The following is a 25,105-nucleotide window of genomic DNA, read 5'->3' as shown; positions in this document are numbered from 1 at the left end:
AAAGATGGTAGCAAACAGGCACCCTTACAAGGTTACGCAAAAAGCTTATTGACGAAGGAAGGCGACAAAAACATGGCCAAGACGGGCATCAACGCTAAAAAACCGGACCCTGAGATCGCCAAACGGGCGCTAGAAGAAGCAAAAGCCAGACGCGACAAAATCGACAATGTTTCAAATTCTGCGCCACGAGAGATCAACGGCAAAGAAGGCCCTGACCCAGCCCGCTATGGGGACTGGGAAAATAAGGGCATCGCCAGCGACTTTTAAGTCAATTTACCGGCAAATTGACTTAACTCGCCTGCGCTAGCACAACAGTTTCATCGTCAGCATCATCGACATTTTGAGCCTGTTTGGCTTGATCATTTCCAAGCTTAAAGCTGCCAACCAACTTGTCGAGTTCACTTGCTCGGCTTTCAGTTTGCTCAATCGCGGCATTTGTTTCCTCCACCAAAGCAGCATTGTGCTGCGTGGTTTCATCCATTTGCTGAACCGAGCTGTTTAAAACTTCAATTTTTTCCGACTGGCTTTGACTGACATTTGCAAATTCAGTCATCGTTTCAGAAAGTTCGCCAACCGCGGCCACAATAGACTGCAACTGCTCACCTGCTTGGGCCACCAATTCGGAACCATCTTCCACTTCGCCGACGCTTTTTTGAATTAGGTCTTTAACCTCACTTGATGCCTGAGCAGTTGATTGGGCGAGCCGACGCACTTCGACGGCCACCACCGCAAAACCTTTGCCTGCCTCGCCTGCGCGCGCAGCTTCAACCGAAGCATTTAGCGCCAGTAGGTTCGTTTGGAAAGCAATGCCGTCAATCATCTCAATTACTTTAGAGATATGCTGAGAACTTTCGCTAATACGCTCCATCGCCTTATTGGCACGCTGCATGGCATGCCCACTTTCTTCCACCTTGGTTTTGGTGGCCAAAGCCTGCTCGCGACCTGCTTTTGCCTGCTCCGAGCTCTCCTGAACCGTTTCCGACATCTCCATCATTGCCGCTGAAGTATGTTCCAATGTCGCCGCTTGATGAGTGGTGCGTTCAGCTAAATCATCCGAGCCAGACAAGATCTCACCAGTTGCCGACTTTAATGAACCTGACGTGCTGCGCAATCCGAACATAATAGAGGATAGGCGTTCTGCAACATCATTGGTGTCGTCCCTCAATTTGCCAAATGCCCCGCTAAATTCACCATCAACACGTGTGGTCAAATTTGCGTCCGCGAGATCGGCCAACACCCGGCCAGTTTCTGAAATGCCGCTGTCAATCGTGATCATGAGGCGGTTGATCATATCGGCAAGTTCATTCAAACCGACATCAGCAAAATTCGCATCGACACGATGGTTCAAATCTCCCTCAATGCCTCGCTCGACAACATAACCAATAGAATTTCGAAGATCTCCCAGCATGCCGTCAAACGCGGCCATTTTATCAATGCCGGCATTCACACTTTGCAATGCATGTTGGTAAGCCCCAAGCAGGCCTTCCGGCCGAATTTTCCTGTAATAGCGTCCGTCACTCGCCGCTTGCATGGCGAGGTAGCTCTCGCGCACAAATGCATCTGATACATCGACAAGATCATTGAAACTATCTCGCACCTCCGCACATTCTCCACGTGCGGCAGGCATATGTAATCGGTGATCAAAATCCCCGCGAACCAATTCACGCGACACGTCGCGGATTTCATGAACAAATTGACGCAACGCGAAAAACTGCACACCAGCATAAATGAAGCTGATAGCGGATAGGCCACCTGCCACCGCCAAAATCCAACTTGACGCATCAAAATAGGCGAGTGCACCAAAAAGCAGCGCGGCACCGACGCTGAACGAAAAGGCAATCCCAAGTCTAGAGAGTGAATATGAATTCGTCATAGTCCATTCCTTTGTCGTTCAAAAATGCATTAAAAACAGCTGTAGATTTCTCTAACCCTTCCTTCCGATTAGACGCGGTCTTTTCCACCTCAAGCAACATGGCGTATAATTCCGATATCTGCTCAATGGCTTCAGGGGATGCGACCCGGCGATTGGAATGGTAGGATGTCACTTCACCCGCGGCGTTCATGCTGGGGGTAACGTGCGCGAAAACCCAATAATGATCATCAAATTTTGACTTGTTGACCACATAGGCGAAGACTTCTTGTTTTTGCCCCAACCGGTCCCACAAAAGTTTAAACACACACCGCGGCATCGCACCGCTGCGGATCATATTGTGGGGTTGACCGACCACTTCATTTTCTGTGAATTCTGCCAGATCCAAAAAAACTTTGTTAGCGTATGTAATACGGCCTTGAACATTGGTTTTTGAGACGACAATTCGGTCTTTGTCGAAGGTTCGACAATTTCCTTCAGGAGCAAACATTTATTCCCTCGCAATAATTTAAAAAAATTGACGGCTCTCGCCTACTTAAAACTACCTAGTTAAGTATGGGTCGAGGCAATTAACAAATACTGAAAATAAAACCAAGGAACTCGGCACCAAAAAATAGTCGAGTTTATTCTCTAAATTACTGTAAAATATGAGTTTTTATGTTCGACAAGGAAATTGTACCTTGCAAAGAGTTGATCCAAATCAACTGAGAAAGCGGCGCCAAGTAGCCTGATACAGGTTGCAATGAAGCTAATTTACTCGGCGCGACCGAGTTTTATGGTCAAGCCAAAAGGCCGAGGACGACACCTTGCACAATCATCACACCGAGCAAATACCCGCCGTCAATGATGGTAAGAGAAATCTTTTGCCCCTGATAGGCGTGGTTCAAAATCATGCCGGTCAAGATGAAGCCAAACCACATATGCGCAGCCACCAGCACCGCGTCCATCATTTGAACGTCTGTGGCACTTGTGGCCATAATCGCTTTGGTGAGCAACAGCACAAAATAGGCCATCACGAGTTGGCAAACACCAGCAACAATAAATGGCGTTGGTGAACTTTTGCCGTTCGGCATCAATTCTTCTTTGGTTTTCCCAAGGGCCTTCATCCATTGATTGCCCAAAACAGTGTACCAGCCCATGCCCAAAACCATGCTGGCAACCGCAGCCAAAACGACGGCCAACCAGTTAATATCTGCAAAGTGACTCATGTCCCAATTCCGCCTTTGTCGATTGCAGTTCAGGCGATCCAATCATCTAATCGCCTTTCAACTATGCTGAAACGCCACCCAACTTGCAAATAATCTGCCATTCATTTTCTGAAACAGGTTGCACTGAAAGGCGGGAGTTATTGGCCAATACCATTTCTGAGAGCACGGGATGCGCTTTTACGTCTTCGAGTTTTATTGGGGTTTCAAGTGGCTTCACCGCTTCGATATCTACGCATTCCCAGCGCGCATCATCCGTTGTGCTGTCCGGATGTGCTTCTGCAGCAACCCGCACAATACCTACGATCCGTTTTTCATCAATCGAATGATAGAAAAAACCCAAATCTCCAACTTTCATCTCACGCATATTATTGCGCGCCTGATAGTTACGAACGCCATCCCATTCTTCAGGTGCACCCTTTTTAACCTGGTCTTCCCAGCCCCACGTGTTTGGTTCGCTCTTAAATAGCCAATATGCCATTACGCATTGTCCTCTTCCGGCGCATTCACTGCCCACATCCATTCGGTAACCCCAACAGACTCGAACACGCCTTGAGTGACATACGGATCCGCTTCAGCATAGGTGCGTGCAGCAACTATTGTAGGGGCTTTAATAATGATCAGGCTACCCGATGGATTTCCATTTTCATCCAGATAGGGTCCAGCGAGCTTCAGGTCCGCGCCCAAATCGCCCCAATAAGATAAATGCGCCGCGCGTGTTTCTTTGCGTTTCTCTAATGCGTCGGGCCGGTCGCGCCCTGAAATGACAAAATACAAGCTAGTGCCTCTTTTATGATTTAATTTCGCGTTCGAATATTCCAGCTCGCATGCAAATGTACAAGCGCCAATAAATCTTAGGGCATGTCGTTACCCACAATTGGTAACATAAATCGGCTCCATTGAGTGAAGATCATATTTACAAGCAACGCGAATAACTTCTTCCACGAACTGACTTGCCGATGTCGCTTTATCAAACATGGCCTCCGCCGCTCCAAGCGCAAAAGGCGTGCCGGAACCAACAGCCCAAAACCGAGAATATTCATCCACACCCCGCTCAGGGTCTGCTGTGAAAAGTTTCCCGTTCGCGCAAATCAACAAGTTTAGGCCCGAACCAGAAAAATCGTCTCCTTGGCCAATCAATCCATAATCGCGCTCCAGCAATTTTTGCATCTCGTTCAGTGATCGATGAATTGAAACCCTGTCTGTAAAATTGAATAAATCGGCATGATTTTGCGCCAAATTGTCAAGCACAGCATGATACATTGTGTTGCCGACATGCCCGACATAAGCGGAACCAATTTGATGGATTTTGCGCCAGCTTACTTTTTCACCGGCTGGGTAAAGCAAATTTTCTTCCGAGGATTTTGAATCACAACCAATCGCCAACTCACCGTTGATGAGCGCAGCAAAAATAACAGACATAGGAACTCCCAATTATACACAATTGCCAAAAATCAGACACGCTTATTCAGATCGCAATGGCCTGCTCATCAAACTGGCCACCAACACATCAATGGTCACTTTTCCATCAAGCAGTGCGTTTACCGCCGCGATGATGGGTACATCCACACCATTCTGTTGCGCAAGTTTAAGGCCTACGGGAGCGGAAAAAACGCCCTCCGCTAATTTCGCACCGCTGTCCAAAATTTCCTGCACGCTTTCGCCAGCGCCAAGACGAAAGCCAAAATCATAGTTCCGGCTTTCTCGCGCAGTGCAGCTCATGGTTAGATCACCGAGCCCGGCCAATCCGTTCAATGTCGCGGCTGATCCGCCTAGCGCTTCAACCAAACGCCCCATTTCTGCAAATCCACGGGCAATCAGGGACGAACGTGCAGAAAATCCAAGTCCAGCGCCTTCAACGGCACCTGCACCAAGTGCGTAGATATTTTTGAGCGCGCCGGCCAGTTCAACGCCAACAAGATCATCGCTGGAATAGGGACGGAAAGTTGGCCCGGCCAAAACATCAACAATTGCCCGAGCCTGATCAATATCCGGTCCCGCCAACGTTACAGCCGTTGGTTTTGACTGTGCTACATCAATGGCAAAGCTTGGCCCAGACAGAGAAAATGGTGCGGCATCCGGCGCGATTTCGCGCACAATTTCACTTTGCCGTTTTAGCGTGCCTTGCTCCAAACCTTTCGCGCAAAGAACAAGATTTTTGCCGCCTAAGTTTTCCGGACCAATGTCCAAAAGCGCCTGCCGTGTTGCTTGGGCTGGCACCACCATCAAAATAGTCTTCGCCGTTTCAATGTCATCATAACCAAGTTGCGCGACAACCTTGTCATCAACTTGCGCGACATCTGGATATTGGGGATTAATATGATCTTTGTTGATCTGATCAACTACCCGCTGATCGCGGCCACAGAGGCGCACATTGGATCCACTCACTGCGACCGCATGGGCCATCGCGACGCCCCAAGCACCAGCACCGACAACAAAGATCTCATTATCCATTTGCGTCACCCAATCTCATATCTTCGCTATCCAATGGCCAACGTGGCCGTGCCGCAAAGCGGGTATCATCTACCTGCCCGCGCATCAACCGCTCGGCCCCAGCCCATGCAATCATCGCGCCATTATCGGTACATAATTTGAGCGGTGGCACAATCAATTCAGCATCATTTTTGTCCGCCACATGTTGCAATGCCGCGCCAATTTGCTGGTTCGCCGCGACACCGCCAGCAACCACCAAGCGAGCAGGCTCGTCGGGCAGGTCAGTTGCAAATCGCTCCAAAGCCTGATCACACCGCTTTTCAAGCACCGCCACAATTGTGGCCTGAAAACTCGCGCAAATATCCGCCACATCTTGATCAGATAAAGGCGCCGCGGCTTCCGCCGCCAACCGCACCGCTGTTTTTAGGCCAGAGAACGAAAAGTCCAACCGTTTTTCTTTGAGCAAAGGGCGCGGAAACTTAAAGCGTGTCGCATCGCCTTTCATCGCCCATTCTTCAACTTTGGGGCCACCGGGAAAGCCCAGATTGAGCATCTTAGCGACCTTATCAAACGCCTCACCCAGCGCATCATCTATCGTTGTGCCCCAGCGCTCATAGTCGCCAACATCACGCACCAGCACAAATTGACTATGACCGCCAGACACCAACAACAGCAAAAATGGAAAGGCTACATTGTTGGTCAACCGCGCCGTCAGCGCGTGGCCTTCAAGGTGATTGACCGCCACTAACGGTTTTCCCATTGCCTTTGCGATGGCCTTCGCTGTGGTCAAGCCGACTAAAACGCCGCCAATCAACCCCGGCCCTGCAGTTGCGGCAACGCCATCCAAATCAGCATAGCCAACATTCGCTTCATCAAGTGCCTGTGCGACGATGTGATCCAGCCATTGCACATGGGAACGAGCAGCGATTTCAGGTACCACTCCACCAAACGCTTTATGTTCATCAAGCTGGGTGCGCACGACATTGGATAAGATCTCACCGTGCCCATCCTGATGACGCACAATAACGGAAGCCGCGGTTTCATCGCAGCTGGTTTCTATACCCAATATGGTTGTGTGTGCTTGCGACATAGTTCGTGATTAGATAAGCCCAATAGTAAGAAGTCGCTATTGCCTACATCAAGTGGAAAGCCCATTGCAAACAAATCAACAAAAACATCCATTTTTGCGCATCGGAACCCGCGGGTCTTTGCTGGCATTGTTTCAAGCCAAACAAGTGCGCTCAAAATTGGCAAAATTCCACAAAGTACCAATTGACGATATCCATATTGAAGTCATCAAAACCTCAGGCGATATCATTCAAGACCGTCCGTTGTCTGAAGTGGGTGGCAAGGGCCTTTTCACCAAGGAAATCGAAGTCGCGCTACTTGAAGGCCAGGTCGATATTGGTGTGCACTCCTCAAAAGATGTCGCCACCCAATTGCCCGATGGTTTGGGACTTTACGCCTTCCTCGAGCGCGACGATATTCGCGATGCATTTGTTTCGTTACATCATAAGTCAGTTGAAGAATTGCCAGAAGGTGCGGTCTTTGGCACCTCGTCACTGCGCCGCGCCGCACAAATGTTGCGCTTGCGGCCAGATCTAAAAATTGTTGAGTTTCGTGGCAATGTGCAAACCCGGATGAAAAAGCTAGAAAACAAAGTCGCTGACGCAACATTGTTGGCTTATGCTGGCTTAAGAAGACTTGAACAATCCCACATCGCCAAACAATTGATCGACCCCAACATTTTCATGCCCGCTCCAGCCCAAGGGGCCATCGGCATTGAAGCGCGGGAAGATGATGAGCGCACCCGAGAACTAATCGCCCCGCTCAATCATGCCCCAACTGCTGCGTCCCTTGTTGCCGAACGCCACTATTTACATGGGCTAGACGGGTCTTGCCGCACGCCAATTGGCGCTTTTACTGAAATTAATGGCAATGATTTAAAACTAAGCGGCCAAATCCTGTCCCTTGATGGCCAAACCGCATTTGAAGGCGAAGTATCGGGCCATGTTGCAGATTGTGCGCAAATCGGTCAGCATCTATCTGAGATTTTACGCAAGGAAGCAGGCGAAGCCTTCTTTGAAAGTTTTGAGGTAAGATAATGAGCGGCAAAACCCTATTGGTGACACGACCCTTCCCTGACGGCCAAAAAACAGTGGCCAGTCTTATGGGGCTGGGACATACGCCGATGGCTGCGCCGCTTTTTTCGAAACGCATCCTGCCGTTTGATCTGCCCTCTCCACGCCATATCGTGGCGACCATTTTCACCTCCGCTAACGCGGTGAAAGCTGTTCTTTCCGCTGAACTGGAAATTGGCCACCAATTGCTGCCCTGCTTCACCGTTGGCGACACAACAGCGCAAGTGGCCGAAAATAATGGCTTTCACAATGTGATAAACGCCAAAGGCAACGCACAGGACCTCATTGCAACGATTAAGAAGCTGAGTTTGATCGGCCCCTATTTTTATCCGTGTGCGATTGATCGAAAATCAGATATTGAAGACGCGTTTCAGGGCACTGAGGTGTCGCTCGAAGTATCGCCAGTTTATGAAATGGTGCCAACAAAGACGCTCGCAAATCCGGTGATCAGCAAACTCAAGGGCGGCAATATTGACGCTGTCTTGCTTTATTCTGATCGCGCGGCCCAACATTTCGCCCTGCTTTGCAAGCAAAATGACGTCGACATCACCAATGTACCATTTATATGTTTGTCGCCATCAATTTGGCATAATCTTAAAACATCTGGTGCACAAAATGGTCGGGTTGCAGAAGAGGCCAATCAAAACGCACTTTTTGCGCAAATTGATAAATAGTCTGCTAGCAATTCGGCATAACAAGTCTTACATCAAACAGGCTCCCGATTTGCGGCACAAGGGAATAAATTTATGGCTGAAGACGACAAAAAGGGCCCTGTAAAGCCCCCCATCATTGATGCAAAACCTGCTGAAAAATCAGACTTGAAACCAACACCGAAATCTGGTGCCAAACCGGCTTCTACGTCGACAACGTCAAAGCCGTCTCCAACTTCATCGAAGACATCAGTTAAAACGCCAAAAGCGACAGCTTCGTCTCGACCAAGTTCATCATCCCACACCACATCATCAACGCCCAAGGTTGAAGCAAAACGAGGCTCATCGATTGGCACAATCATTATTGCCACATTATTGGGTGCAACTTTGGGCGCTGGAACAATTGGCTTTATGGCTTTTAACAATATCGCACCTTTTGAGAAGTCAGCGACCCGCTCGGAACTCTCAGCAGCCGTTGAAACATTGCAAAAACGGATTTTTGATCTGGAGAACGCACCAACGATCGACACCTCAAAGTTCGCCCTAAAACAAGACACTAGCGAGCTTGCGACCACCAATGAGGTCGTTGAAATTGCAGCGGCGCAATCCGCGCTAAGTGATCAAATCAGCACCTTAACCGACCAGTTCTCATCGTTAGAAAATTCAATCGCCGACCTGAGCACAGGTAACGCAAATTCTGCAAATTCAAACGAACTAGAGAACCTGCAAGCCGAGCTAGCCGCCCTCAAATCCTCAATTATTGAATTGTCGCCCGATAATTCTGCTGCCATTGAACAGCAATTGGCGCAAAATGAGCGGCTCGAACAAGCAATTGCCCAAATTGCTTCCATTGCACAAAGGCAAAATGTCAATGTTGCCTCGATTGAAGCGCTAAAATCAGAAACCGCGTCCGTTACACAAACCCTCACCGCTTTGTCAGTCAAAATTGACGAAGTGCCTGCAACGGCACCGCAATCTTCTGCTGCCAATCTACCGCTCATTTTAAGCGCATGGGACAGTGCACTTCAGTCCGGCACCCCATTTGCAAATTATCTCACAAGCGCGATGGCTATTCTGCCAGACCTTCAGCCATCGGAGCCGATGCAAAAACAAGCCGCGACCGGCGTGAGTACGCTAAACGCGCTTCGGGATGAATTTGCGCAGCACATTCCACTCTTTGTCAAAGACAGCGCTGACCTGCCCGCCGACGCGGCGTGGTACGACAAATTGGCAGCTCAAGCGAAGTCGGCAATCGGTTTGCGTCCCCTTGATCAAACCGGAAACGATCCGTTGGCGCTGGTTGCCCGCATTGAAGCCGCTCTTGATGCGGATGATCTTTTGGCCGCCAAAACAGCATTTGATCAATTGCCCGAAGACGCGCAGGCGCTCGTTCCCACGTTTGGCGAAAAGCTTAACGCAACATTCAGCGCCCGTCAGCTAATGTCCAAAGCACAACTTATGGCGCTTGAATTGGCGACTTCACTTCAAGGAACAAATCAATGATCCGCATGTTGCTCGTCGTTGCTATTTCTCTAGCTATCGCGCTTGGCGCAAGTTGGATTATCGGCCTGCCCGGCAATGTGACTGTCGAAGCATTTGGCTATCAGATGCAACCGGGTCTTGGCCTAACAGTATTTGGCCTCATTTTGCTGATGCTTGTGACCATTTTCGTCTGGGCGATCTTGCGGCGCATTTTCGGCATTCCGGCTCTATTTACCCGCGCGGCTGCCAATCGAAAACAAAATAGAGGCGTCGACGCCCTGTCAAACGCGATTATTGCGCTGCAAACTGGCGATCCTGCACGGGCCAAACAATTGGCCCGTGAAGCGCGGGTAAAACTTGGCGGCAACAGCGCCGCACAATTGCTAGAAGCGCAAGCCAGCGTTGACCTAGGAAATTGGAACGATGCCCGCGAACAATATCGCGAAATGATCGCCAACCCCGATACAGCAATCGCCGCGCTTTCGGGACTTTACGAACAGGCCAGAAAACAAAATCGTGGCGACGCTGCCCTAAAATTTGCGCAAAAAGCGGTGAGCCTTGCCCCAAAACTTGAATGGGCAAATGAAGCCGTCTTCGATGATCTCACCAAAAATGATCAGTTCGAAGAAGCGCTCGAACATCTAACCAACATGCCCACAACCCGGGCCGACAAAGCCAAGACAAAACGCATGGAAGGGGTGTTACGCACCGCCATTGCTAAACAGGGTGAAGAAAGCGATCCGGATAAGGCAATCCAATTCGCTACAGATGCGCTTAAACGCATTCCAGAGTTTGTGCCCGCGGCGCTAATCGCCGCCCGTATCTACATCAACCGTGGCGAAGTGCGCAAAGCATCTGGCTTATTGCGCCGTGTATGGCGTGCCAACCCGCACCCCCATGTCGCTCTGCTCTATGCCAACGCACAATCTGGCGCGTCTGCAATTGAACGCCTAAAACGCACAAAAAGCCTTGTGTCCGAAACCAGCAATGATTTGGACGCACAAGTTGTGTTGGCAACAGCCGCCGTTGAAGCCCATGAATGGGATCTGGCCCGCGCCGCATTGCAGCCCTTTGCGGATAACGAGCCCACACAGTCCATTTGCGCACTGATGGCACAAATCGAGCAAGGCCAAACCGGGGATCAAGGCAAAGCCCGCGCCTGGCTTGGCCGCGCCATAACTGCCCACCAAGACAATAGTTGGATTGCTGACGGTATTAGCTCTGACGAATGGGAGCCGACGTCCCCCCTAAGCGGCAAGTTGGATAAGTTCGAATGGAAAGTTCCGCAACGCGCGATGAGCAAAACAAGCAATGCTCCTGCATCAGAACCTACTGAGAAAGAGCCGTTATCTAGAACGCAGGAAGAGCCAAAACCTGCCTTGATCGCACAAAATTCAACTGAAAGCGTTAGCAACGCAAAGGCCTAAACAAAGCCAAGTAATACATGATTGAAGGTGATAGCCATCGCCTGCGGCTTTCATTTTTCGCGCTCTATTGCATTTCACTGGCCTGATTAGCGAATGGCGGTTAAGCTTGGTAATAATTTACACTTATTGAAGCTTTGCCATGCGGTTTTATCCTCTTTTTATCGGCTCATTCTTTCTTGTTTGCCTTATCGCAACGGTGCCCGCATTTCACGACTATGTGGTCATACGTTCTCTTTTTGAGACTGAGTGCGCCAAACCGATCCAAGACTATGTTTGTTATCAAGATCGGTTGGATCCTGATGCGGAATGCAAGAAATCAGATCCAGAATTTCCCGACGCTGATCTAGAGTTCATTCGCGTTTTTCTGAATTCACCACCCCTTGTCAAACAAGCAACCTGCTCCCTTGAACAGATCAATCTTGTTCGTTATCTCGATCCAGCGCCAGGCGGTCTGTTTTACGAAAATGGGCAGATGAGCATTGCGTGGAGCATGCTGAGAAAACGAGATTTTCTATTTGACGATAGGGTTCTTTGGGCCCATGCCGGGTACAAATTCAAAGACATATTTGTCAAATATGCCGACAGGCGCGAACTTTGGATAAAGTTTCAAAGATCCCTCAAGCCTGAGCTCACCTTCGATCATGGATTTGCGGCGGCTTACACCCACGAAATTGCCCACCATATTGAGCACATCTTTTTACAGGATAATGCTCAACATTGTGCCAAACCCGCTCAACCGTTGGTAGGCTCATCAAAATGTACGTTTTTAGGCGCCAATTTCGACGCGAGCCAATCCATTGACATGGACAAAGATCGCGCCTTCACAAGAGCCTACGATATTTGCTCGCCAAAAGAACAATTTGCCCAAGCCTTTACGGCCTATTTGTTCAAGCATCATTTTGGATTTTCGTTTAACATCTACGCAAATAGGCAGTTGGTTTTGGCACAAAACGACATTTTTGCTGCTCCCAAATTCACCCAAAATCTAGACCTTACAAAAGCTCTATTGTCCTATGATGTGACCTCGGAAAATGGCAGCATGCAGCTTTCACAAGATCATGAAAGCTGCAGCGGATCTTTTGCCGTAAATTAGCAATCCGCTCCCGGCATCACTTTTGGTTCGCGGTTGAACATTAGCAAGAAGTTGCGCCGAATAAGGTTCTTCCAAATCAAAACCGGCAACCCTTTTAGGAAATCCGCTAGCGAGCCTTTTCCGCTATCCTTCATTATTTTAACAACAATGTCAGGCCGTGCGGGTTTGAAATAGCTTTTCACATTTGCTGGTTTTCCCTTAAGCAAATTCTCGAGCGCTTTAGCCGTCGCATGAGGGTTGTTCCAATCAGCCCGAAACAAAACGCAGCCATTCCTATTGATGATGAACACCGCATTGGGGTACGAGCCATATGCGCTGTGCGCTGTACCTACAAAATCATCGATCAAGATACGTCGCCCTTCACCGTCTTCCGCCAGTCGGTTCGCACAAGCTTTCTTTTCATCAAAATTCGTATGCGACCCAATGCTTTTGCCCGGATGTGCTTCGCGCACATAGAGAACAGCAAAGTCAATATGGGGGTACTTTTCCACCAGTTTGGTCATGCCACCGCGTCGGCCCTGAAAAAGCGGACATGTGATCGATCCCAACTCAAGCACCAAAAACTGTCCTTCTAAACCAAGCAAATCCACGTCATCCCCGTTTACGTCTTGCAAAGTGAAGTTAGGTGCTTTGGTGCCAAGCTTTGGTCCATGAAAGTCGTTCAGATTGTAGTCGCCAGTTGAAAACTCAGCATAATTATAGTCAGCCATTTTGAACTCCTATTCGATTAAGTTGTTCGTCATTTTGCGCAGCAAACCCACCAAAGTGGATTGCTCGTCTTCAGTTAACCCGTTTTGGGCCCTGCCAATGACCTGCTTTGCGATTGGCACAAGCTCGGCTTCAAGGTCACGGCCTCGTTCGGTCAAAACAATTTGAAACCGCCGCCGATCCTTTGGGTCCATTTGGCGCGTCACCAATCCCTTTTTTTCCATGCCATCGATAAACCGGGTGATTGTCGTACGGTCCTTAATGGTCGCGTCTGCAATGTCGCTGGGGGCCATGCCATCTTGCCGCCAGAGGTGCAACAACACCGCCCATTCTTCGGCACCAATATTGTGGCCATTTGCCTTAAACCGGTCGCTTAGTTCACGCCGAACCAAGAAACCTAGTCGGTTGACCCAGTACAAAGATATGTCGTCAAATTTCATCATAATAGATGCTATATACAATAGTTGTAAATTACAATCAACTAAGTTTTTCTTGACGGATTCTGATTTTGAGATCAAGCTTACCCCAACATTAACAATTGAAAGGAGGTGCCTGATGTCTAATCATTATTCACAAAAAGGTTTGGGCTTTGGAATTGAGGTGACACAAGCGGAGCCAACGCACCGCTAAATCAACTCCTTTCGGGGCAAAATGTAGCTCTCTTCTACATGCCCGAGGCTTACGCCTTTAAGAATATTGAGATGGGGTCGTGACTTTTATTAGTCACGACCCTTTTACTTTGCACCATGATCATGAGCTTTAGATGCCCAACAATGATAAGTTAGACACCTCAGTCGACGAAAACCAAACCGACGCCGCTGAACGCCGGAAAAAGGGCGAATTCGTGCGCGGGGTCAGCCAGTTTCGCAACATATTGGGCGAAACAGATATGTTCCCTGCTGAACCCAATCGCTATCATTTATTCGTCGCCCTGAATTGCCCATGGTGCCATCGCGTGACTTTAGCCAGAAACATCCTAGGCCTGTCACAATCCATCACCATGGATGTCGCCTTCCCCAATCGCACCACCGAGGACGATCCAATTGAAGCCAGTCGCTGGGAGTTTAACCCTGAACGCGTGGCAACATTGAGCGGCGAGACATTGGCAGAATGCACTTACGAAACTGCAACCGGCCAACATTTCCGGCTGGCTACGCAAATCTATCAGGCCGAGGGCTCATCCGAAGCATCTGTGCCCATTCTTTATGACAAGAAACAAAAACGCATTGTCACCAATGAAAGCGCCGAGATCGTGCGCATGCTCAACCAACAAGCCAAGCCACTTGGCTCCATTTATGGCGATGAAGAACGGATGGACCTCTATCCAACGGGCGAGAAAAACGAAACGCTGCGTGCTGAAATTGATGAACTAAATAAATCTATCTATGTGCACATCAATAATGGTGCCTATAAAGCTGGTTTTTCGTCTGACCAGACTATCTACGCCACGGCATACGAAAACTATTTCAGCGCACTTGAAGCTCTGGAAAACAGACTTGCAAAGGACAGCCAACCCTTTCTAACGGGCGAGCATTTTACGGAAGCTGATTTGCGGCTTTTCCCGACCCTTTATCGACATGATCCGGTCTATTATTTACGCATGAAACTGAACGGCGCGAAAATTCTTGATTTCCCGCACCTTTGGCGTTGGCTATGCCGAGTTTACGCATTGCCCGGCGTCGCACAAAGCGGATCGCTTATTCATTGTCGTCAGGGCTATTTTGGTCGGTCATGGAACAATGTCGTCCCCTTAGGGCCTTCGCATCCCATGACCTATCCTGAAGCGTATGAACACCCCGAATTAGCGCGATAGAGAAAATCTAGCCTATTCGCTTGGTTCCACCACTCGGCCATAAAGGTGCCAAGTTGCATGCCCTAAAACCGGCAGCACAATCAACAGCCCCAGAAAAGCAGGCACCATCGCGATAATTGTCAGCAACCCAACGATCAGAGCAAACCCCAACATGGGCCCCAAATTTGTCATCACAGATTTAAAACTGATGATGATGGCTGACACGAAGTCCACTTCCCGGTCCATCAATAAGGGCATGGCCATCACGGTTGAGGCATAAAGCACAAACGCTATTCCCGCACCGACCAACGTGCCCACGGCCAAAAACCCAAGCCCCTCAGGCGTTGTGGTGATCACACGCACAAACTCTTCAATTGAAGAAAAGCTCTTAAAGCCTAAAAACAGGGCCAACAACAATCGAACCTGATAAATCCAAATCCAAAAAATAAACATCACAACAAATGCCATCCAACCAAGTTGGCGTTCACGTTGCCCAAGCATCAGCAATAATATTTCGCTCCAAACAAGTGGCTTACCCGCCAATAGCCGACGACTGACTTCATATAGCCCCACGGCCACGAATGGACCAACCAACGGAAACCCGATTGCCACCGGAATAATCATCCAAGGCATGTCATAAAGCATCAGCCCGGCCCATATCAGCAGCCCACCAGCGACATAGAAGCCGCCAAACAGCAGCCCGTAAATCGGCGCTTTCAAAAAATCCTGCCAGCCAGCATGAAGCGCGGCCCGCACATCTTTAAATGTAATTGATTTTACACTCGGCAATTTTGGTGGCTGATACGCCACCTTGCTATTTTCACTCATCAATCTCCCCCCTCAAGGTGAGCTTAAAATAGCCCACCTCAAAAGAGAAACAATGATCTATCGCAATTACCCCGCGGGCATTTCTTGACCATCAAAACGCAACATTTCGCAAGTTGTTTGCCCAACGGTTGCCCGCTTTAAAACCGGATAGGCCCGCCCCATAGCCGCCGCGAAACTCGCTGCGATTGCTGCTTCCTCGCCATGCCGCAACACAATTTCTGCCCGCAATGTTCCAACGTCCTGATCACCACGAATAGCTGCTTGAGCAAACAAAAATCCAAGCCCGCAATCAGTCTTCGCGCTGGCACGACCCTTTGCACAATCTTCCAATTCTTGGGCTGGCACCCCCGCTTCAAGCGCTTGATTGACAATCAGTTGCGCACAAGATCCACAATCCCCATCAAGCGTTGAGGCCAATGTTGCCCCGGCCCAAATATTGACGGCCGCTTCAGGGCCTTTATAGGCACTTAGAACCGGCAACAGCCCCAGTCGAAACCCGCCACCAAGTGACTTCTCGATGATGTGATGCATATAATCCGCATTGTAAGCATATTGATCTTCAAACTTCTTCGTTTGACCATGCAAAAATCCTTTGATCATGATGTTGCTCCCCGCTCGAACTTCAATCCCGCAAAAAGCGCCAGCCACGCTGGCAGTTGAATGCCAAATAGATTGGAAAAGGCGATCACATCAAACGGCACACCGCGCACAAACCATATATAGATATGAAATACTGCGTGCAGGCAGGGCCACAAAGCACCCGCCACCAAAGCGGTTTTATCTCGTTTGATCAGGCCATAGATGATCATCATGCTGCTGGACAAAAACACCAACCCGATGTCGCGCACAAAATGCATATTAAACGGGCCCATTTCGGGCACGCCCGGGGTTGATTGATACCAAAATTGTGGGGTTAAAAACATTGTTCCTGCAAGAAACAAAAACCAAGAGCCAAGGCCCCAAAGTACGTTTCTGTTCATCTCTATCTCCAAACATTTACAAACGTGAACTACCCCTATGACGCCTCAGCCAGATAATTTGTGACCAACTTGGTCACTTTTTTCACCACCCATTCGTCTATATTTGTAAAAGCCAGAGCAAACGGAATGCGACAGATGACCGACCTTTTTGAAAAAGAACGTTCTCGATTGATGGGGCTCGCCTATCGAATGCTTGGGTCCGTCACCGAGGCTGAAGATGTCATTCAAGATGCGTGGGTGCGGTGGAACAATGTGGATCAAACACAAGTCGATAGCCCACCCCATTTTCTATCCACCATCGTCACCCGCCTTTGTCTGGATCAACTACGTGCAACGAAACGAAAAAAAGAAACATATGTAGGCGCTTGGTTGCCAGAGCCTTTTTGGGACCATGTTGATGCAGGCGAAAACACCCGCCCCGACCATGCCAAAGAAGTCGCTGATGATGTTTCTGTCGCCCTCATCCTAACGCTAGAAAAACTATCTCCGGCGGAACGAGCCGCCTTTTTGCTGCATGATGTTTTTGATCTGGGCTTTGATGAAATCGCTAAAACCTTGGATCGCACAGCACCCACATGTCGCAAATTAGCATCCCGCGCCCGGCAAAAAATCCGCGCCGAACGATCTGAAACGCTACCACGGCACAAGGCAGAAGAACCGCTGATCACCTCATTTCACCAAACCCTGCAAACCGGCGATTTAGACAGTTTCTCAAAATTCCTAGCCGATGATGCAATTATGATCACCGATGGCGGCGGCATTAAAAGCGCAACCCTTAATCCCATTTATGGCCGTGAAAAAATTATGCGCTTCTTCGTTAATTTAATAAAGAAAACCGAACAGCCCGAAGCGTTTAAGTTCAAACTCATGTCCATCAATGGTGACCCAGGTATTTTAATCAAAGAGCCAGACGACAGCCTACAAACTTGGTCGATCGAATGGACAAAATCCGGCCAGATCGCCTGCCTTTACATCCTACGCAACCCTGAGAAATTGGGGCATATTCAATTCAATGTCGTATCATCACTAAACTGACCTACTCTACCCACTTGCCTCGAGCAGCGGTACATGTGAACATTCCAATGCAGAGAGGAGGAGCTAAGCAGGTGGTACAAAAGAACACGCAAATCGCATCGTTTTTTGAAGGACAAGTTACACATTTTCTAGCCCTATCTGTTTTGCTCATTGCCCTGTATTTTTGCTTTTCGCTTTCTGGATTTCAAACAGGTTCTTTTTTGGGCTTTACCACATCTGAATGGGCTTGGTTTGTCGCTGCAAATGCCATCATTCACCAAATTTATGTCTGGCTGGGTTGGCGGCTAGAACTGGGTGGCCAAAATCTAACCCGCCTATTTGGTACACGCGCTTTTCCAATATTCAAAATTGGATTTGCAATTTTGATTGCGCTGCGTCCAATTCTGATCTTGGCCCTTGCGTGGTCAAACCGAGGCACGCTGCCTATTGACCCTGTGGTGGGTTATATCATTGCTTTTGCATTGTTTGTTCCCGGAGCCTATTTAGCCTATTCGGTTAAAAATTATTTTGGCCTTTCGCGTGCATTCGGCATCGACCATTTTGACCCTTCCTATCGGGATAAGGAATTCGTCCGCCAAGGTATTTTCACCTGGTCGCCGAATGCCATGTATGTTTTTGGCTTCCTCAATTTGTGGGTCCCAGCATTTCTATTTCAGTCCACCGCGGCTTTGGTTTTGGCCCTATTCAGCCACATTTATATCTGGGTGCATTATTTTTGTACCGAGAAGCCGGATATGCAACGAATTTATGGATAGATTCTCTTCTATCGCCTAGAACTTCACGCTAGTTATGTCGGGCATACACGCGATAACCAGTAGATTTTTGATGAAAAGAAAATCGTAATTTGGAATAGGAGCAAGGTGTGATTCTTCATTGTGTATTTTGTGATTTTAAAGAAAGTGCAGGCCCCGCCGAACAACACACCATCCTTTCTGAATTGGCTAAATTTAGTCATGGCCTTGATGGCGTCCAAAAATTTAATTTTGGGCCCAATAAAGACTTTGAAGGCAAATCCCCTGCTTTCAAGTCTGGTTTCGTGATCCACTTTTCAGACCAAGCCGCGTTGGAAACCTACGCCTCACACCCAACACATCAGGCTTTGGGGGCACGCCTATGCGAACTTTGCAATAATGGCGCTGAGGGGATTATCGTGTTTGATTTAGACGTGGCGAATTGAAACCGCTTAATGTCTTCATACGATAAATAACAATCCCATCACTTTGCATAACGCCGATCTTTCACTTCTGCGCAACACATTGTCCTATCCCTCATTTCACATTCAAATTGACATGCAGAACAAAACATGAACATTTAAGGAGTCTGGAATTTAAGAGTCACATCAAGGCTCTAGCCAACTCTCATTAAACTTGGCGGGCGAATAATGCATAAGGACAGACATCAAGAGCTTTCAAATTTGCGCCAGCAATTGCAACAAATTGAGCAATCTGGTGGGCAAAATGCTGGCGTTAAATCCGTCCAACCTTTGAAAAGCCATGCCGCTTTAACCCCTGCAAATGACGATGATGCAAAAGCCAACCCGCCATCATTACCGCCCATCAGTACCAAACAATCCACCATCTTGGCCGGCCAATTGCCCCAATTGGCGCCCCAACTCAATACCGATATTTTAACCCGGCCTGTTCTGCATGAAATATTGCCCAAAACCTATGGCGACCCCGCCAGCACCAGCTTTTTGCTTCTCGCCTTAAAGATGCAAAGCGAATTAACCTCAAACAGCGCGCCCATTCTTTGGTGCACGACCCAACATCAAACCCGCGATATGGGCCAATTGTTCGCCCCCGGCCTATTGGCGTTCAACCTTGATCCAAACCGTTTCATTATGGTGAGCGCCAAAAGCGACAAAGAACTACTTTGGACCTTAGAAGAAGCCACCCGCGCCAAAAGTTTTACCGCCGTGGTGGGGCATATTGAAGATGTCAGTTTTACCCAAACAAGGCGCTTGTCCCTTGCCACCCAAACCGGGGCGACGCCGCTTTTTTTACATCGCCCACATAATTGCAATGGCGCAAGCGCCGCTTTCTCCCGCTGGCAAATTGAAAGCCAGATGAGCGGAAAAAACCCATTTGATGAACGCGCGCCCGGCACGCGACATTTGCGTGCTCATCTTTTGCGCACCCGCTCAGGACAAACCGGTTCATGGAGCCTTGAATATGAAACATCGTCGCATCCTGTGTTTATGGTTCCCACACCTGCCAATCGAACATTTACGCCTCAAGTGGCGGCAAGAACATCCGAGCACAGACAAAATGGGCAAGGGGTCGCCAGCTGAAGAAAAGGACAAAGCCCAATCCGCAAAAAGCCCATTGGCTTTAATTGAGCAAACGCCAAAAGGCGTCAAAATCTTCGCGGCGAATAAAACCGCCTTGCAGATGGGTGTGCGCTCAGGCATGCGCCTAAATGATGCAAAAGCCCTCTGCCATCAGCTTGAAACCATTTATCACGACCCCGAAGGTGATCAGCGCCTGCTGATGCGCCGCGCCGCATGGCTAATGCGCTTTTCCCCCATTGTTGTGCCCCACCAGCCCGATATTATTTTCCTAGATATTACGGGCTGCGATCACCTGTTTGGCGGTGAGAGACCCATGCTGGACAGAATTGAAAAAGAGCTGGAAAGTCTAGGTCATAAAACAAGGCTTGGTTTAGGCGACAGCATTGGCGCATCATGGGCACTCGCAAAATACGAAAAGAACAATAAAACTATTCTGCCGCCCCAAAACCCACATCAAGGCCTCGCCTTTTTGCCCGTTCATGCCCTGCGTTTAAGTGAAGAACAAGCCGATGCGCTTTATCAATTGGGGCTAAAAAATATTGGGCAATTATTCGACCTGCCCCGCGCAAGCTTAACCCGACGCTTTCCGGACCCAAAACATGGCGAAGCAGTGCTTAAACGGTTAGATCAAGCCGTTGGCCGATATGAAGAACCCCTCACCGCGCCAGAACAGCAACCCGATTTCCGTTTCACAGTCGCCCCCATCGATCCCTTTATCGATTTGCCGACAATCGAACATGGGTTTTACGAGCTGCTCGATCAGCTTTTTGCGCTTTTGGATCAGTTGCAACAAGGCGTTTTGCATTTGCGCCTAGATTGCTTTTTTGGCGATGGGAAAGTTAAAAGCTTTCCCATTCGTCTGGCCCAACCCACCCGATCCAAACCACACATCAAACGACTATTTGATGAAAAACTGGTCACTATCGACCCCGGCTTTGGCATCGACGCTTTGGTTCTATCTGCCAATAAAGTGGATCAACTCCACCCCAGCCAATTGCAACTAGATACCCATCAAGCAACCACAAGGCAGGATGAAAATCTCGCGCCATTTCTGGACCGGGTCGCTAATCGGTTAGGGTCAGGTTCTGTTTTTCGGCTCGCACCATTTCAAAGCCATATCCCCGAACATTCTCAAAAAAGCATCCACCCGCTTAAGCCGCAAAACTGGGATAATTGGCCCAAAACAATTCGCCGTCCAACAACGCTTTTTTCCCATCCTGAAATGATTGAGGTTATCGCCCAAATCCCCGAAGGCCCGCCGATGAAATTCATCTGGCGAAAAGTGATGCGCCACATCACCTATGCCCAAGGGCCCGAACGGATATTGCCCGAATGGTGGGCTGATCTGGCGGACGAACTGCGCATGCGCGACTATTTTGAAGTCGAAGATCATAAAGGCCTGCGCTACTGGGTTTTTCGCGAAGGTCATTATGATGATCCAATGGAAAAAGGCCTGCCCACCTGGCGCCTTCACGGTCTTTTTGCGTGAGATGGGCTAGTCGAAATGTACGTTGAACTTCAAGCCACATCCAATTATTCGTTTTTGCGCGGGGGCGCTCATCCCGGCGAACTGGTCGCGACAAGCTATCTAAAAGCCCAAAGCGCCATCGCTATCACCGACCGCAATAGTTTTGCAGGCATTGTCCGTGCCCATCGGGAAGCAAGACACATTAAGACGGAGCACCCGAGCACGAATTTCCGACTGATTATCGGGCTACGTATTGATTTAGATGAGGGTAGTGACAACGGCTATAGCCTCTTGGCCTATCCCAAAGATCGAGAAGCCTTTGGCCGACTTTGCACCATGCTCTCCATCGGCAAAATGCGGGCTGAAAAAGGTGAATGTCATCTTCAATTTCAAGATGTTTTAGACCATGCACAAGACAGTCTATTTGCCCTGATCCCCCCAGCAAAAATCACCCCAACCGACATCACCGAACTGCGCAAAATGGCCAATGCTCTGCCCAAGCCAACCTATCTTGCCGCCAGCGCGCTTTATAAAGGGAATGACCGCGCCCATATCGCCATGCTCGATAGTCTTTCCAACCAATTAGGCACCCAATTACTCGCCACAAATGACGTGCTTTATCACGAAAAATCCCGCCGTCCTTTACAAGATGTGATCACCTGCATTCGCGAAAAGACCACCATCGATAAAGCCGGATTTTTGCTCGCCGCAAATGCAGAACGCCATCTAAAACGCCCCGAAGAAATAGCCCGACTATTTGAGGGTCACGAACATGCGCTCGACGCCACATTAGACATTATGCATGCCTGCACCTTCAACCTTGATGAACTGAAATATGAATATCCCGAAGAGACCGTGCCAGAAGGCAAAACACCGCAACAATATTTAGAACAAATTACTTGGGAAGGCGCTGCATGGCGTTACCCCGATGGGGTGCCTGAAAAGGTGAAAACCAATATTGAAAACGAATTCAGACTGATCAAACAAAAAGAATATGCGCCCTATTTCTTGACCGTTTACGACATCGTCAAATTTGCCCGCACCCCGCAGCCCGATAAGGGTCGCTTTGACGAAATCCTATGTCAGGGACGTGGCTCCGCCGCCAACTCCACCGTTTGCTATTGCTTGGGCATCACCTCTGTTGACCCGAACGAAATCGATTTGCTGTTCGAGCGTTTCATCACCGAAACCCGCAACGAGCCCCCCGATATCGATGTGGATTTTGAACATGAACGGCGTGAAGAGGTCATCCAATATATTTATGAACGGTTTGGCCGCCACCGGGCCGGGTTAACCGCCACCGTCATCACCTATCGTTCCCGCTCCGCCATTCGTGAAGTGGGCAAAGTGATGGGCCTTACCGAAGACGTGACTACCGCCATGGCCTCCACCGTTTGGGGGTCATGGGGCCAAGGTGGCGACAAACATTTAGAACAATCAGGTTTGGATTTTAACGATCCCTATCTGATCCGCGTCATTGAATTGACCAAGGAACTGATCGGCTTCCCCCGCCACTTGTCCCAACATGTTGGCGGCTTTGTCTTAACCGAGCGCCCGCTGATCGAAACCGTTCCCATCGGCAATGCAGCGATGGACGACAGAACTTTCATCGAATGGGACAAGGATGACATTGAAACGCTGGGCATTTTAAAGGTCGATGTGTTGGCGCTTGGCATGCTCACCTGCATCCGCAAAGCTTTTGAGATGCTGCGCACCCATTATAATAAGGATTATAATCTCGCCAAAGTCGGGCAAAAAGACCCGTTGGTTTACGATATGATTTGCCGGGCCGATACGCTTGGGGTTTTCCAAATTGAAAGCCGGGCGCAAATGAGCATGTTGCCGCGCCTTAAACCCCGCACCTTTTATGATTTGGTGATCGAGGTCGCTATTGTGCGCCCCGGCCCCATTCAAGGCGACATGGTTCACCCCTATTTACGCCGCCGCAAAGGCATTGAACCGACCGAGTTCCCCGCCCCGCACCCAGACCATGGCCCACACGATGAGCTGAAACAGATTTTGCACAAAACAATGGGCGTGCCGCTTTTCCAGGAACAGGCCATGCGCATCGCCATGGACGCAGCTCAATTCTCCCCCAAAGAACTGGACGAGTTGCGCCACGCCATGGCAACTTTCAGGCGTTCCGGCACCATCCATAGTTTAGAAAACCGCATGGTAGATCGCATGGTTGAACGCGGCTACGAAATGGATTTCGCCCAACGTTGCTTCAACCAAATCAAAGGTTTTTCCGAATATGGCTTCCCAGAAAGCCATTCGGCCAGCTTTGCTTTATTGGTCTATGTCTCATGTTGGCTCAAACATTATTATCCCGAAATTTTTGCCGCCGCATTGCTCAATTCCCAACCCATGGGTTTTTACGCACCTGCCCAAATCATCCGCGATGCCGCCGAGCACAATATTTGCATTTTGCCCGTCGATATTAATCACTCCAATTGGAATTATTCTCTTGAACCAATTGAGCCTGATGATGAGCTTAAATTGCCAACCCCCAAGCCGGTTGAAGAGCAACATCACGGCAAAAGCGTAAATAGGAAATCCATGCTGTGGCACGCGCTTTACCCCAAAAGAAAATGGGCGTTGCGCATTGGGTTGCGCCAAGTGGATGGCTTGCGCAAACAATATGCAGAACAACTCATCGCCGCCCGCGAACAGGCAAAATTCACTTCAGTTCAAGACCTTCATAAACGCGCGGATTTCCGGATCTTTGACGTTGAAAAACTCGCCGAAGCCGACGCGTTCCGCTCCATTGGCCTAGACCGTCGCCAAGCCAAATGGGATGCCCGATCGCTAAACAGGGCAAAACCCTTGCCCCTATTTGAACAGGCAGATGCCGCAGAACAGGGCGAAGAGGTTCAAACCCACTTGCCCAAGATGAAACTATCTGAACATGTGGTGGCAGATTACCAAGCTTTGCGCTTTTCCCTAAAAGCACACCCCATGTCCTTCATGCGCGAAAGCCTTAAAAAACGCCGCATCATCACCGCACAGGATGTTCGAAAGCTAGAGCATAATCGCTGGGCCAGCACCGCTGGCGTGATTTTAGTGCGCCAACGCCCAGGCACCGCCAAAGGCGTCGTATTCATCACAATCGAAGACGAAACCGGGGTCACCAACCTCATCGTGTGGAAGAAAATACTCGAGCAATATCGAAAAGTTGTGATGACCGCCAAATTTGTTGAAGTACATGGCCAAGTACAAACCGAAGATAATGTGATGCATTTAGTGGTGCGCAAATTGGTTGATCGCACCCACTGGCTCACCCAACTCTCAGACCAACATATCCGCGCCACCCCCGCCCCAGCTGACGAAGTGGTCTCTAACGTTGATTATGACAGCCACGCCAAACCCACCACCGAACACCGCCATCCACGCAATGTGCGGGTGATCCCAAAATCAAGGGATTTTCACTAACCTACCTCACGGTGCGCGAGCACTTTTCGCGCCGCCGTTGGTCGCTACGCTCCCGACCCCGGCACCCCCGCCAATTGGTGCCTAACATAAAGGCTTTTCCCAAACCTCATCCTGAGCCTGTCGAAGGATGAAAAAGCAGTGCACCACATCCATGATTCGACAAGCTCACCATGAGGACAGGGGAAGCACTCCACTTTAGTGATTTGCATCAACAACAAATCCAGGCCCATTTCCCTCCCCCTACGTGGGGAGGGATTAAGGGTGGGGGGCC

The 25,105-nt window shown here is 49.3% G+C and carries 27 protein-coding genes; 13 read left to right on the top strand and 14 right to left on the bottom strand.

Annotation, left to right across the window (positions count from 1 at the left end; translation table 11 throughout):
• Nucleotides 1-72: 72 nt before the first annotated feature.
• On the top strand, nucleotides 73-267 hold the full coding sequence (locus tag AC2D8L_RS12520; protein ID WP_484685818.1) for a DUF1674 domain-containing protein: 195 nt from the start codon (nucleotides 73-75) through the stop codon (nucleotides 265-267).
• A 22-nt stretch (nucleotides 268-289) separates the two neighbouring features.
• Here AC2D8L_RS12520 and AC2D8L_RS12515 read toward each other — a convergent pair whose 3' ends face one another.
• From AC2D8L_RS12515 to tsaD, 8 genes are all read right to left on the bottom strand, one after another.
• The gene (locus AC2D8L_RS12515) at nucleotides 290-1,873 is read right to left on the bottom strand and encodes a methyl-accepting chemotaxis protein (protein ID WP_484685817.1); all 1,584 of its coding nucleotides are present in this window, start codon (nucleotides 1,871-1,873) and stop codon (nucleotides 290-292) included.
• Entirely contained in the window at nucleotides 1,848-2,360 is a 513-nt protein-coding gene (locus AC2D8L_RS12510) for a PAS domain-containing protein (protein ID WP_484685816.1), read from the bottom strand. The genes AC2D8L_RS12515 and AC2D8L_RS12510 overlap by 26 nt, the downstream gene beginning before the upstream one ends.
• A 289-nt stretch (nucleotides 2,361-2,649) precedes the next feature.
• Complete coding sequence (locus tag AC2D8L_RS12505) at nucleotides 2,650-3,078, bottom strand: DUF1761 domain-containing protein (protein ID WP_484685815.1); 429 nt, start codon at nucleotides 3,076-3,078, stop codon at nucleotides 2,650-2,652.
• 61 nt (nucleotides 3,079-3,139) lie between these two features.
• A complete protein-coding gene (locus AC2D8L_RS12500; protein WP_484685814.1) occupies nucleotides 3,140-3,556 on the bottom strand; it encodes an EVE domain-containing protein in 417 nt (138 codons plus the stop codon).
• Nucleotides 3,556-3,852 (bottom strand): YciI family protein, encoded by a 297-nt coding sequence (locus AC2D8L_RS12495; protein WP_484685813.1) that lies wholly within the window; start codon nucleotides 3,850-3,852, stop codon nucleotides 3,556-3,558. The genes AC2D8L_RS12500 and AC2D8L_RS12495 overlap by 1 nt, the downstream gene beginning before the upstream one ends.
• 90 nt (nucleotides 3,853-3,942) lie before the next feature.
• Nucleotides 3,943-4,497 carry a hypothetical protein gene (locus AC2D8L_RS12490; RefSeq protein ID WP_484685812.1) on the bottom strand — a complete coding sequence of 185 codons (555 nt, stop codon included), beginning with the start codon at nucleotides 4,495-4,497 and terminating at the stop codon, nucleotides 3,943-3,945.
• A gap of 42 nt (nucleotides 4,498-4,539) precedes the next feature.
• A complete protein-coding gene (locus AC2D8L_RS12485; RefSeq protein ID WP_484685811.1) occupies nucleotides 4,540-5,529 on the bottom strand; it encodes an NAD(P)H-dependent glycerol-3-phosphate dehydrogenase in 990 nt (329 codons plus the stop codon).
• Nucleotides 5,522-6,598 carry a tRNA (adenosine(37)-N6)-threonylcarbamoyltransferase complex transferase subunit TsaD gene (gene tsaD, locus AC2D8L_RS12480; RefSeq protein ID WP_484685810.1) on the bottom strand — a complete coding sequence of 359 codons (1,077 nt, stop codon included), beginning with the start codon at nucleotides 6,596-6,598 and terminating at the stop codon, nucleotides 5,522-5,524. Before tsaD ends, AC2D8L_RS12485 begins: the two co-directional genes overlap by 8 nt.
• A gap of 64 nt (nucleotides 6,599-6,662) precedes the next feature.
• Here tsaD and hemC point away from each other — a divergent pair, with 64 nt between their 5' ends.
• Together hemC and AC2D8L_RS12470 are read left to right on the top strand one after the other, a co-directional pair.
• Nucleotides 6,663-7,613, top strand: coding sequence for a hydroxymethylbilane synthase (hemC, locus tag AC2D8L_RS12475; protein ID WP_484685809.1), 951 nt, complete (start codon nucleotides 6,663-6,665; stop codon nucleotides 7,611-7,613).
• Entirely contained in the window at nucleotides 7,613-8,323 is a 711-nt protein-coding gene (locus tag AC2D8L_RS12470; protein WP_484685808.1) for a uroporphyrinogen-III synthase, read from the top strand. Before hemC ends, AC2D8L_RS12470 begins: the two co-directional genes overlap by 1 nt.
• Nucleotides 8,324-8,355: 32 nt before the next feature.
• On the opposite strand, the gene AC2D8L_RS12465 is transcribed toward AC2D8L_RS12470, so the two are convergent.
• Complete coding sequence (locus AC2D8L_RS12465) at nucleotides 8,356-8,724, bottom strand: hypothetical protein (protein WP_484685807.1); 369 nt, start codon at nucleotides 8,722-8,724, stop codon at nucleotides 8,356-8,358.
• On the opposite strand from AC2D8L_RS12465, the gene AC2D8L_RS12460 reads away from it, so the two are divergent.
• The 3 genes from AC2D8L_RS12460 (at nucleotide 8,711) to AC2D8L_RS12450 (ending at nucleotide 12,301) form a co-directional block, all read left to right on the top strand.
• A complete protein-coding gene (locus AC2D8L_RS12460) occupies nucleotides 8,711-9,802 on the top strand; it encodes a hypothetical protein (RefSeq protein ID WP_484685806.1) in 1,092 nt (363 codons plus the stop codon). The genes AC2D8L_RS12465 and AC2D8L_RS12460 overlap by 14 nt on opposite strands.
• Nucleotides 9,799-11,208, top strand: coding sequence for a heme biosynthesis HemY N-terminal domain-containing protein (locus tag AC2D8L_RS12455; RefSeq protein WP_484685805.1), 1,410 nt, complete (start codon nucleotides 9,799-9,801; stop codon nucleotides 11,206-11,208). Before AC2D8L_RS12460 ends, AC2D8L_RS12455 begins: the two co-directional genes overlap by 4 nt.
• Nucleotides 11,209-11,347: 139 nt before the next feature.
• On the top strand, nucleotides 11,348-12,301 hold the full coding sequence (locus AC2D8L_RS12450) for a hypothetical protein (protein ID WP_484685804.1): 954 nt from the start codon (nucleotides 11,348-11,350) through the stop codon (nucleotides 12,299-12,301).
• Here AC2D8L_RS12450 and AC2D8L_RS12445 read toward each other — a convergent pair.
• Both AC2D8L_RS12445 and AC2D8L_RS12440 read right to left on the bottom strand, forming a co-directional pair.
• The gene (locus tag AC2D8L_RS12445; protein WP_484685803.1) at nucleotides 12,298-13,011 is read right to left on the bottom strand and encodes a deiodinase-like protein; all 714 of its coding nucleotides are present in this window, start codon (nucleotides 13,009-13,011) and stop codon (nucleotides 12,298-12,300) included. The genes AC2D8L_RS12450 and AC2D8L_RS12445 overlap by 4 nt on opposite strands.
• 9 nt (nucleotides 13,012-13,020) lie before the next feature.
• Nucleotides 13,021-13,452: a MarR family winged helix-turn-helix transcriptional regulator gene (locus AC2D8L_RS12440; RefSeq protein WP_484685802.1), complete on the bottom strand. Its 432-nt coding sequence runs from the start codon at nucleotides 13,450-13,452 to the stop codon at nucleotides 13,021-13,023.
• Nucleotides 13,453-13,772: 320 nt separating this feature from the next.
• On the opposite strand from AC2D8L_RS12440, the gene AC2D8L_RS12435 reads away from it, so the two are divergent.
• The gene (locus AC2D8L_RS12435) at nucleotides 13,773-14,822 is read left to right on the top strand and encodes a glutathione S-transferase C-terminal domain-containing protein (protein WP_484685801.1); all 1,050 of its coding nucleotides are present in this window, start codon (nucleotides 13,773-13,775) and stop codon (nucleotides 14,820-14,822) included.
• Nucleotides 14,823-14,834: 12 nt separating this feature from the next.
• Here the strand turns inward: AC2D8L_RS12435 and AC2D8L_RS12430 are convergent, their stop codons facing one another.
• From AC2D8L_RS12430 to AC2D8L_RS12420, 3 genes are all read right to left on the bottom strand, one after another.
• Nucleotides 14,835-15,629, bottom strand: coding sequence for a DUF2189 domain-containing protein (locus AC2D8L_RS12430; protein ID WP_484685800.1), 795 nt, complete (start codon nucleotides 15,627-15,629; stop codon nucleotides 14,835-14,837).
• Between the two features lie 66 nt (nucleotides 15,630-15,695).
• The gene (locus tag AC2D8L_RS12425; RefSeq protein ID WP_484685799.1) at nucleotides 15,696-16,229 is read right to left on the bottom strand and encodes a hypothetical protein; all 534 of its coding nucleotides are present in this window, start codon (nucleotides 16,227-16,229) and stop codon (nucleotides 15,696-15,698) included.
• A complete protein-coding gene (locus AC2D8L_RS12420; RefSeq protein ID WP_484685798.1) occupies nucleotides 16,226-16,609 on the bottom strand; it encodes a hypothetical protein in 384 nt (127 codons plus the stop codon). Before AC2D8L_RS12420 ends, AC2D8L_RS12425 begins: the two co-directional genes overlap by 4 nt.
• 135 nt (nucleotides 16,610-16,744) lie before the next feature.
• Here AC2D8L_RS12420 and sigJ point away from each other — a divergent pair, with 135 nt between their 5' ends.
• The 6 genes from sigJ to AC2D8L_RS12390 all read left to right on the top strand — a co-directional run bounded on the left by sigJ (nucleotide 16,745) and on the right by AC2D8L_RS12390 (nucleotide 24,834).
• Nucleotides 16,745-17,644, top strand: a complete 900-nt coding sequence (sigJ, locus tag AC2D8L_RS12415) for an RNA polymerase sigma factor SigJ (RefSeq protein ID WP_484685797.1) — start codon at nucleotides 16,745-16,747, stop codon at nucleotides 17,642-17,644.
• A 71-nt stretch (nucleotides 17,645-17,715) separates the two neighbouring features.
• A complete protein-coding gene (locus AC2D8L_RS12410; RefSeq protein WP_484685796.1) occupies nucleotides 17,716-18,399 on the top strand; it encodes a methyltransferase in 684 nt (227 codons plus the stop codon).
• 107 nt (nucleotides 18,400-18,506) lie between these two features.
• Complete coding sequence (locus AC2D8L_RS12405; RefSeq protein WP_484685795.1) at nucleotides 18,507-18,821, top strand: Dabb family protein; 315 nt, start codon at nucleotides 18,507-18,509, stop codon at nucleotides 18,819-18,821.
• A 204-nt stretch (nucleotides 18,822-19,025) separates the two neighbouring features.
• Complete coding sequence (locus tag AC2D8L_RS12400; protein ID WP_484685794.1) at nucleotides 19,026-19,934, top strand: ImuA family protein; 909 nt, start codon at nucleotides 19,026-19,028, stop codon at nucleotides 19,932-19,934.
• Entirely contained in the window at nucleotides 19,816-21,423 is a 1,608-nt protein-coding gene (locus tag AC2D8L_RS12395) for a Y-family DNA polymerase (protein WP_484685793.1), read from the top strand. The genes AC2D8L_RS12400 and AC2D8L_RS12395 overlap by 119 nt, the downstream gene beginning before the upstream one ends.
• 15 nt (nucleotides 21,424-21,438) lie before the next feature.
• Nucleotides 21,439-24,834 carry an error-prone DNA polymerase gene (locus AC2D8L_RS12390; protein ID WP_484685792.1) on the top strand — a complete coding sequence of 1,132 codons (3,396 nt, stop codon included), beginning with the start codon at nucleotides 21,439-21,441 and terminating at the stop codon, nucleotides 24,832-24,834.
• The last annotated feature ends 271 nt before the right edge of the window (nucleotides 24,835-25,105 follow it).

Source organism: Maritalea sp. YIW29 (assembly GCF_057219265.1).
This window is presented reverse-complemented; position numbering and strand designations above follow the sequence as displayed.

Excerpts from the sequence above, each read along its gene's own strand:
- AC2D8L_RS12520 (WP_484685818.1), top strand. The coding sequence starts at position 73 with ATGGCCAAGACGGGCATCAACGCTAAAAAACCGGACCCTGAGATCGCC.
- AC2D8L_RS12515 (WP_484685817.1), bottom strand. The coding sequence starts at position 1,873 with ATGACGAATTCATATTCACTCTCTAGACTTGGGATTGCCTTTTCGTTC.
- AC2D8L_RS12510 (WP_484685816.1), bottom strand. The coding sequence starts at position 2,360 with ATGTTTGCTCCTGAAGGAAATTGTCGAACCTTCGACAAAGACCGAATT.
- AC2D8L_RS12505 (WP_484685815.1), bottom strand. The coding sequence starts at position 3,078 with ATGAGTCACTTTGCAGATATTAACTGGTTGGCCGTCGTTTTGGCTGCG.
- AC2D8L_RS12500 (WP_484685814.1), bottom strand. The coding sequence starts at position 3,556 with ATGGCATATTGGCTATTTAAGAGCGAACCAAACACGTGGGGCTGGGAA.
- AC2D8L_RS12490 (WP_484685812.1), bottom strand. The coding sequence starts at position 4,497 with ATGTCTGTTATTTTTGCTGCGCTCATCAACGGTGAGTTGGCGATTGGT.
- AC2D8L_RS12485 (WP_484685811.1), bottom strand. The coding sequence starts at position 5,529 with ATGGATAATGAGATCTTTGTTGTCGGTGCTGGTGCTTGGGGCGTCGCG.
- tsaD (WP_484685810.1), bottom strand. The coding sequence starts at position 6,598 with ATGTCGCAAGCACACACAACCATATTGGGTATAGAAACCAGCTGCGAT.
- AC2D8L_RS12470 (WP_484685808.1), top strand. The coding sequence starts at position 7,613 with ATGAGCGGCAAAACCCTATTGGTGACACGACCCTTCCCTGACGGCCAA.
- AC2D8L_RS12460 (WP_484685806.1), top strand. The coding sequence starts at position 8,711 with ATGGCTTTTAACAATATCGCACCTTTTGAGAAGTCAGCGACCCGCTCG.
- AC2D8L_RS12455 (WP_484685805.1), top strand. The coding sequence starts at position 9,799 with ATGATCCGCATGTTGCTCGTCGTTGCTATTTCTCTAGCTATCGCGCTT.
- AC2D8L_RS12450 (WP_484685804.1), top strand. The coding sequence starts at position 11,348 with ATGCGGTTTTATCCTCTTTTTATCGGCTCATTCTTTCTTGTTTGCCTT.
- AC2D8L_RS12445 (WP_484685803.1), bottom strand. The coding sequence starts at position 13,011 with ATGGCTGACTATAATTATGCTGAGTTTTCAACTGGCGACTACAATCTG.
- AC2D8L_RS12440 (WP_484685802.1), bottom strand. The coding sequence starts at position 13,452 with ATGATGAAATTTGACGACATATCTTTGTACTGGGTCAACCGACTAGGT.
- AC2D8L_RS12435 (WP_484685801.1), top strand. The coding sequence starts at position 13,773 with ATGCCCAACAATGATAAGTTAGACACCTCAGTCGACGAAAACCAAACC.
- AC2D8L_RS12430 (WP_484685800.1), bottom strand. The coding sequence starts at position 15,629 with ATGAGTGAAAATAGCAAGGTGGCGTATCAGCCACCAAAATTGCCGAGT.
- AC2D8L_RS12425 (WP_484685799.1), bottom strand. The coding sequence starts at position 16,229 with ATGATCAAAGGATTTTTGCATGGTCAAACGAAGAAGTTTGAAGATCAA.
- AC2D8L_RS12420 (WP_484685798.1), bottom strand. The coding sequence starts at position 16,609 with ATGAACAGAAACGTACTTTGGGGCCTTGGCTCTTGGTTTTTGTTTCTT.
- sigJ (WP_484685797.1), top strand. The coding sequence starts at position 16,745 with ATGACCGACCTTTTTGAAAAAGAACGTTCTCGATTGATGGGGCTCGCC.
- AC2D8L_RS12400 (WP_484685794.1), top strand. The coding sequence starts at position 19,026 with ATGCATAAGGACAGACATCAAGAGCTTTCAAATTTGCGCCAGCAATTG.
- AC2D8L_RS12395 (WP_484685793.1), top strand. The coding sequence starts at position 19,816 with ATGAAACATCGTCGCATCCTGTGTTTATGGTTCCCACACCTGCCAATC.
- AC2D8L_RS12390 (WP_484685792.1), top strand. The coding sequence starts at position 21,439 with ATGTACGTTGAACTTCAAGCCACATCCAATTATTCGTTTTTGCGCGGG.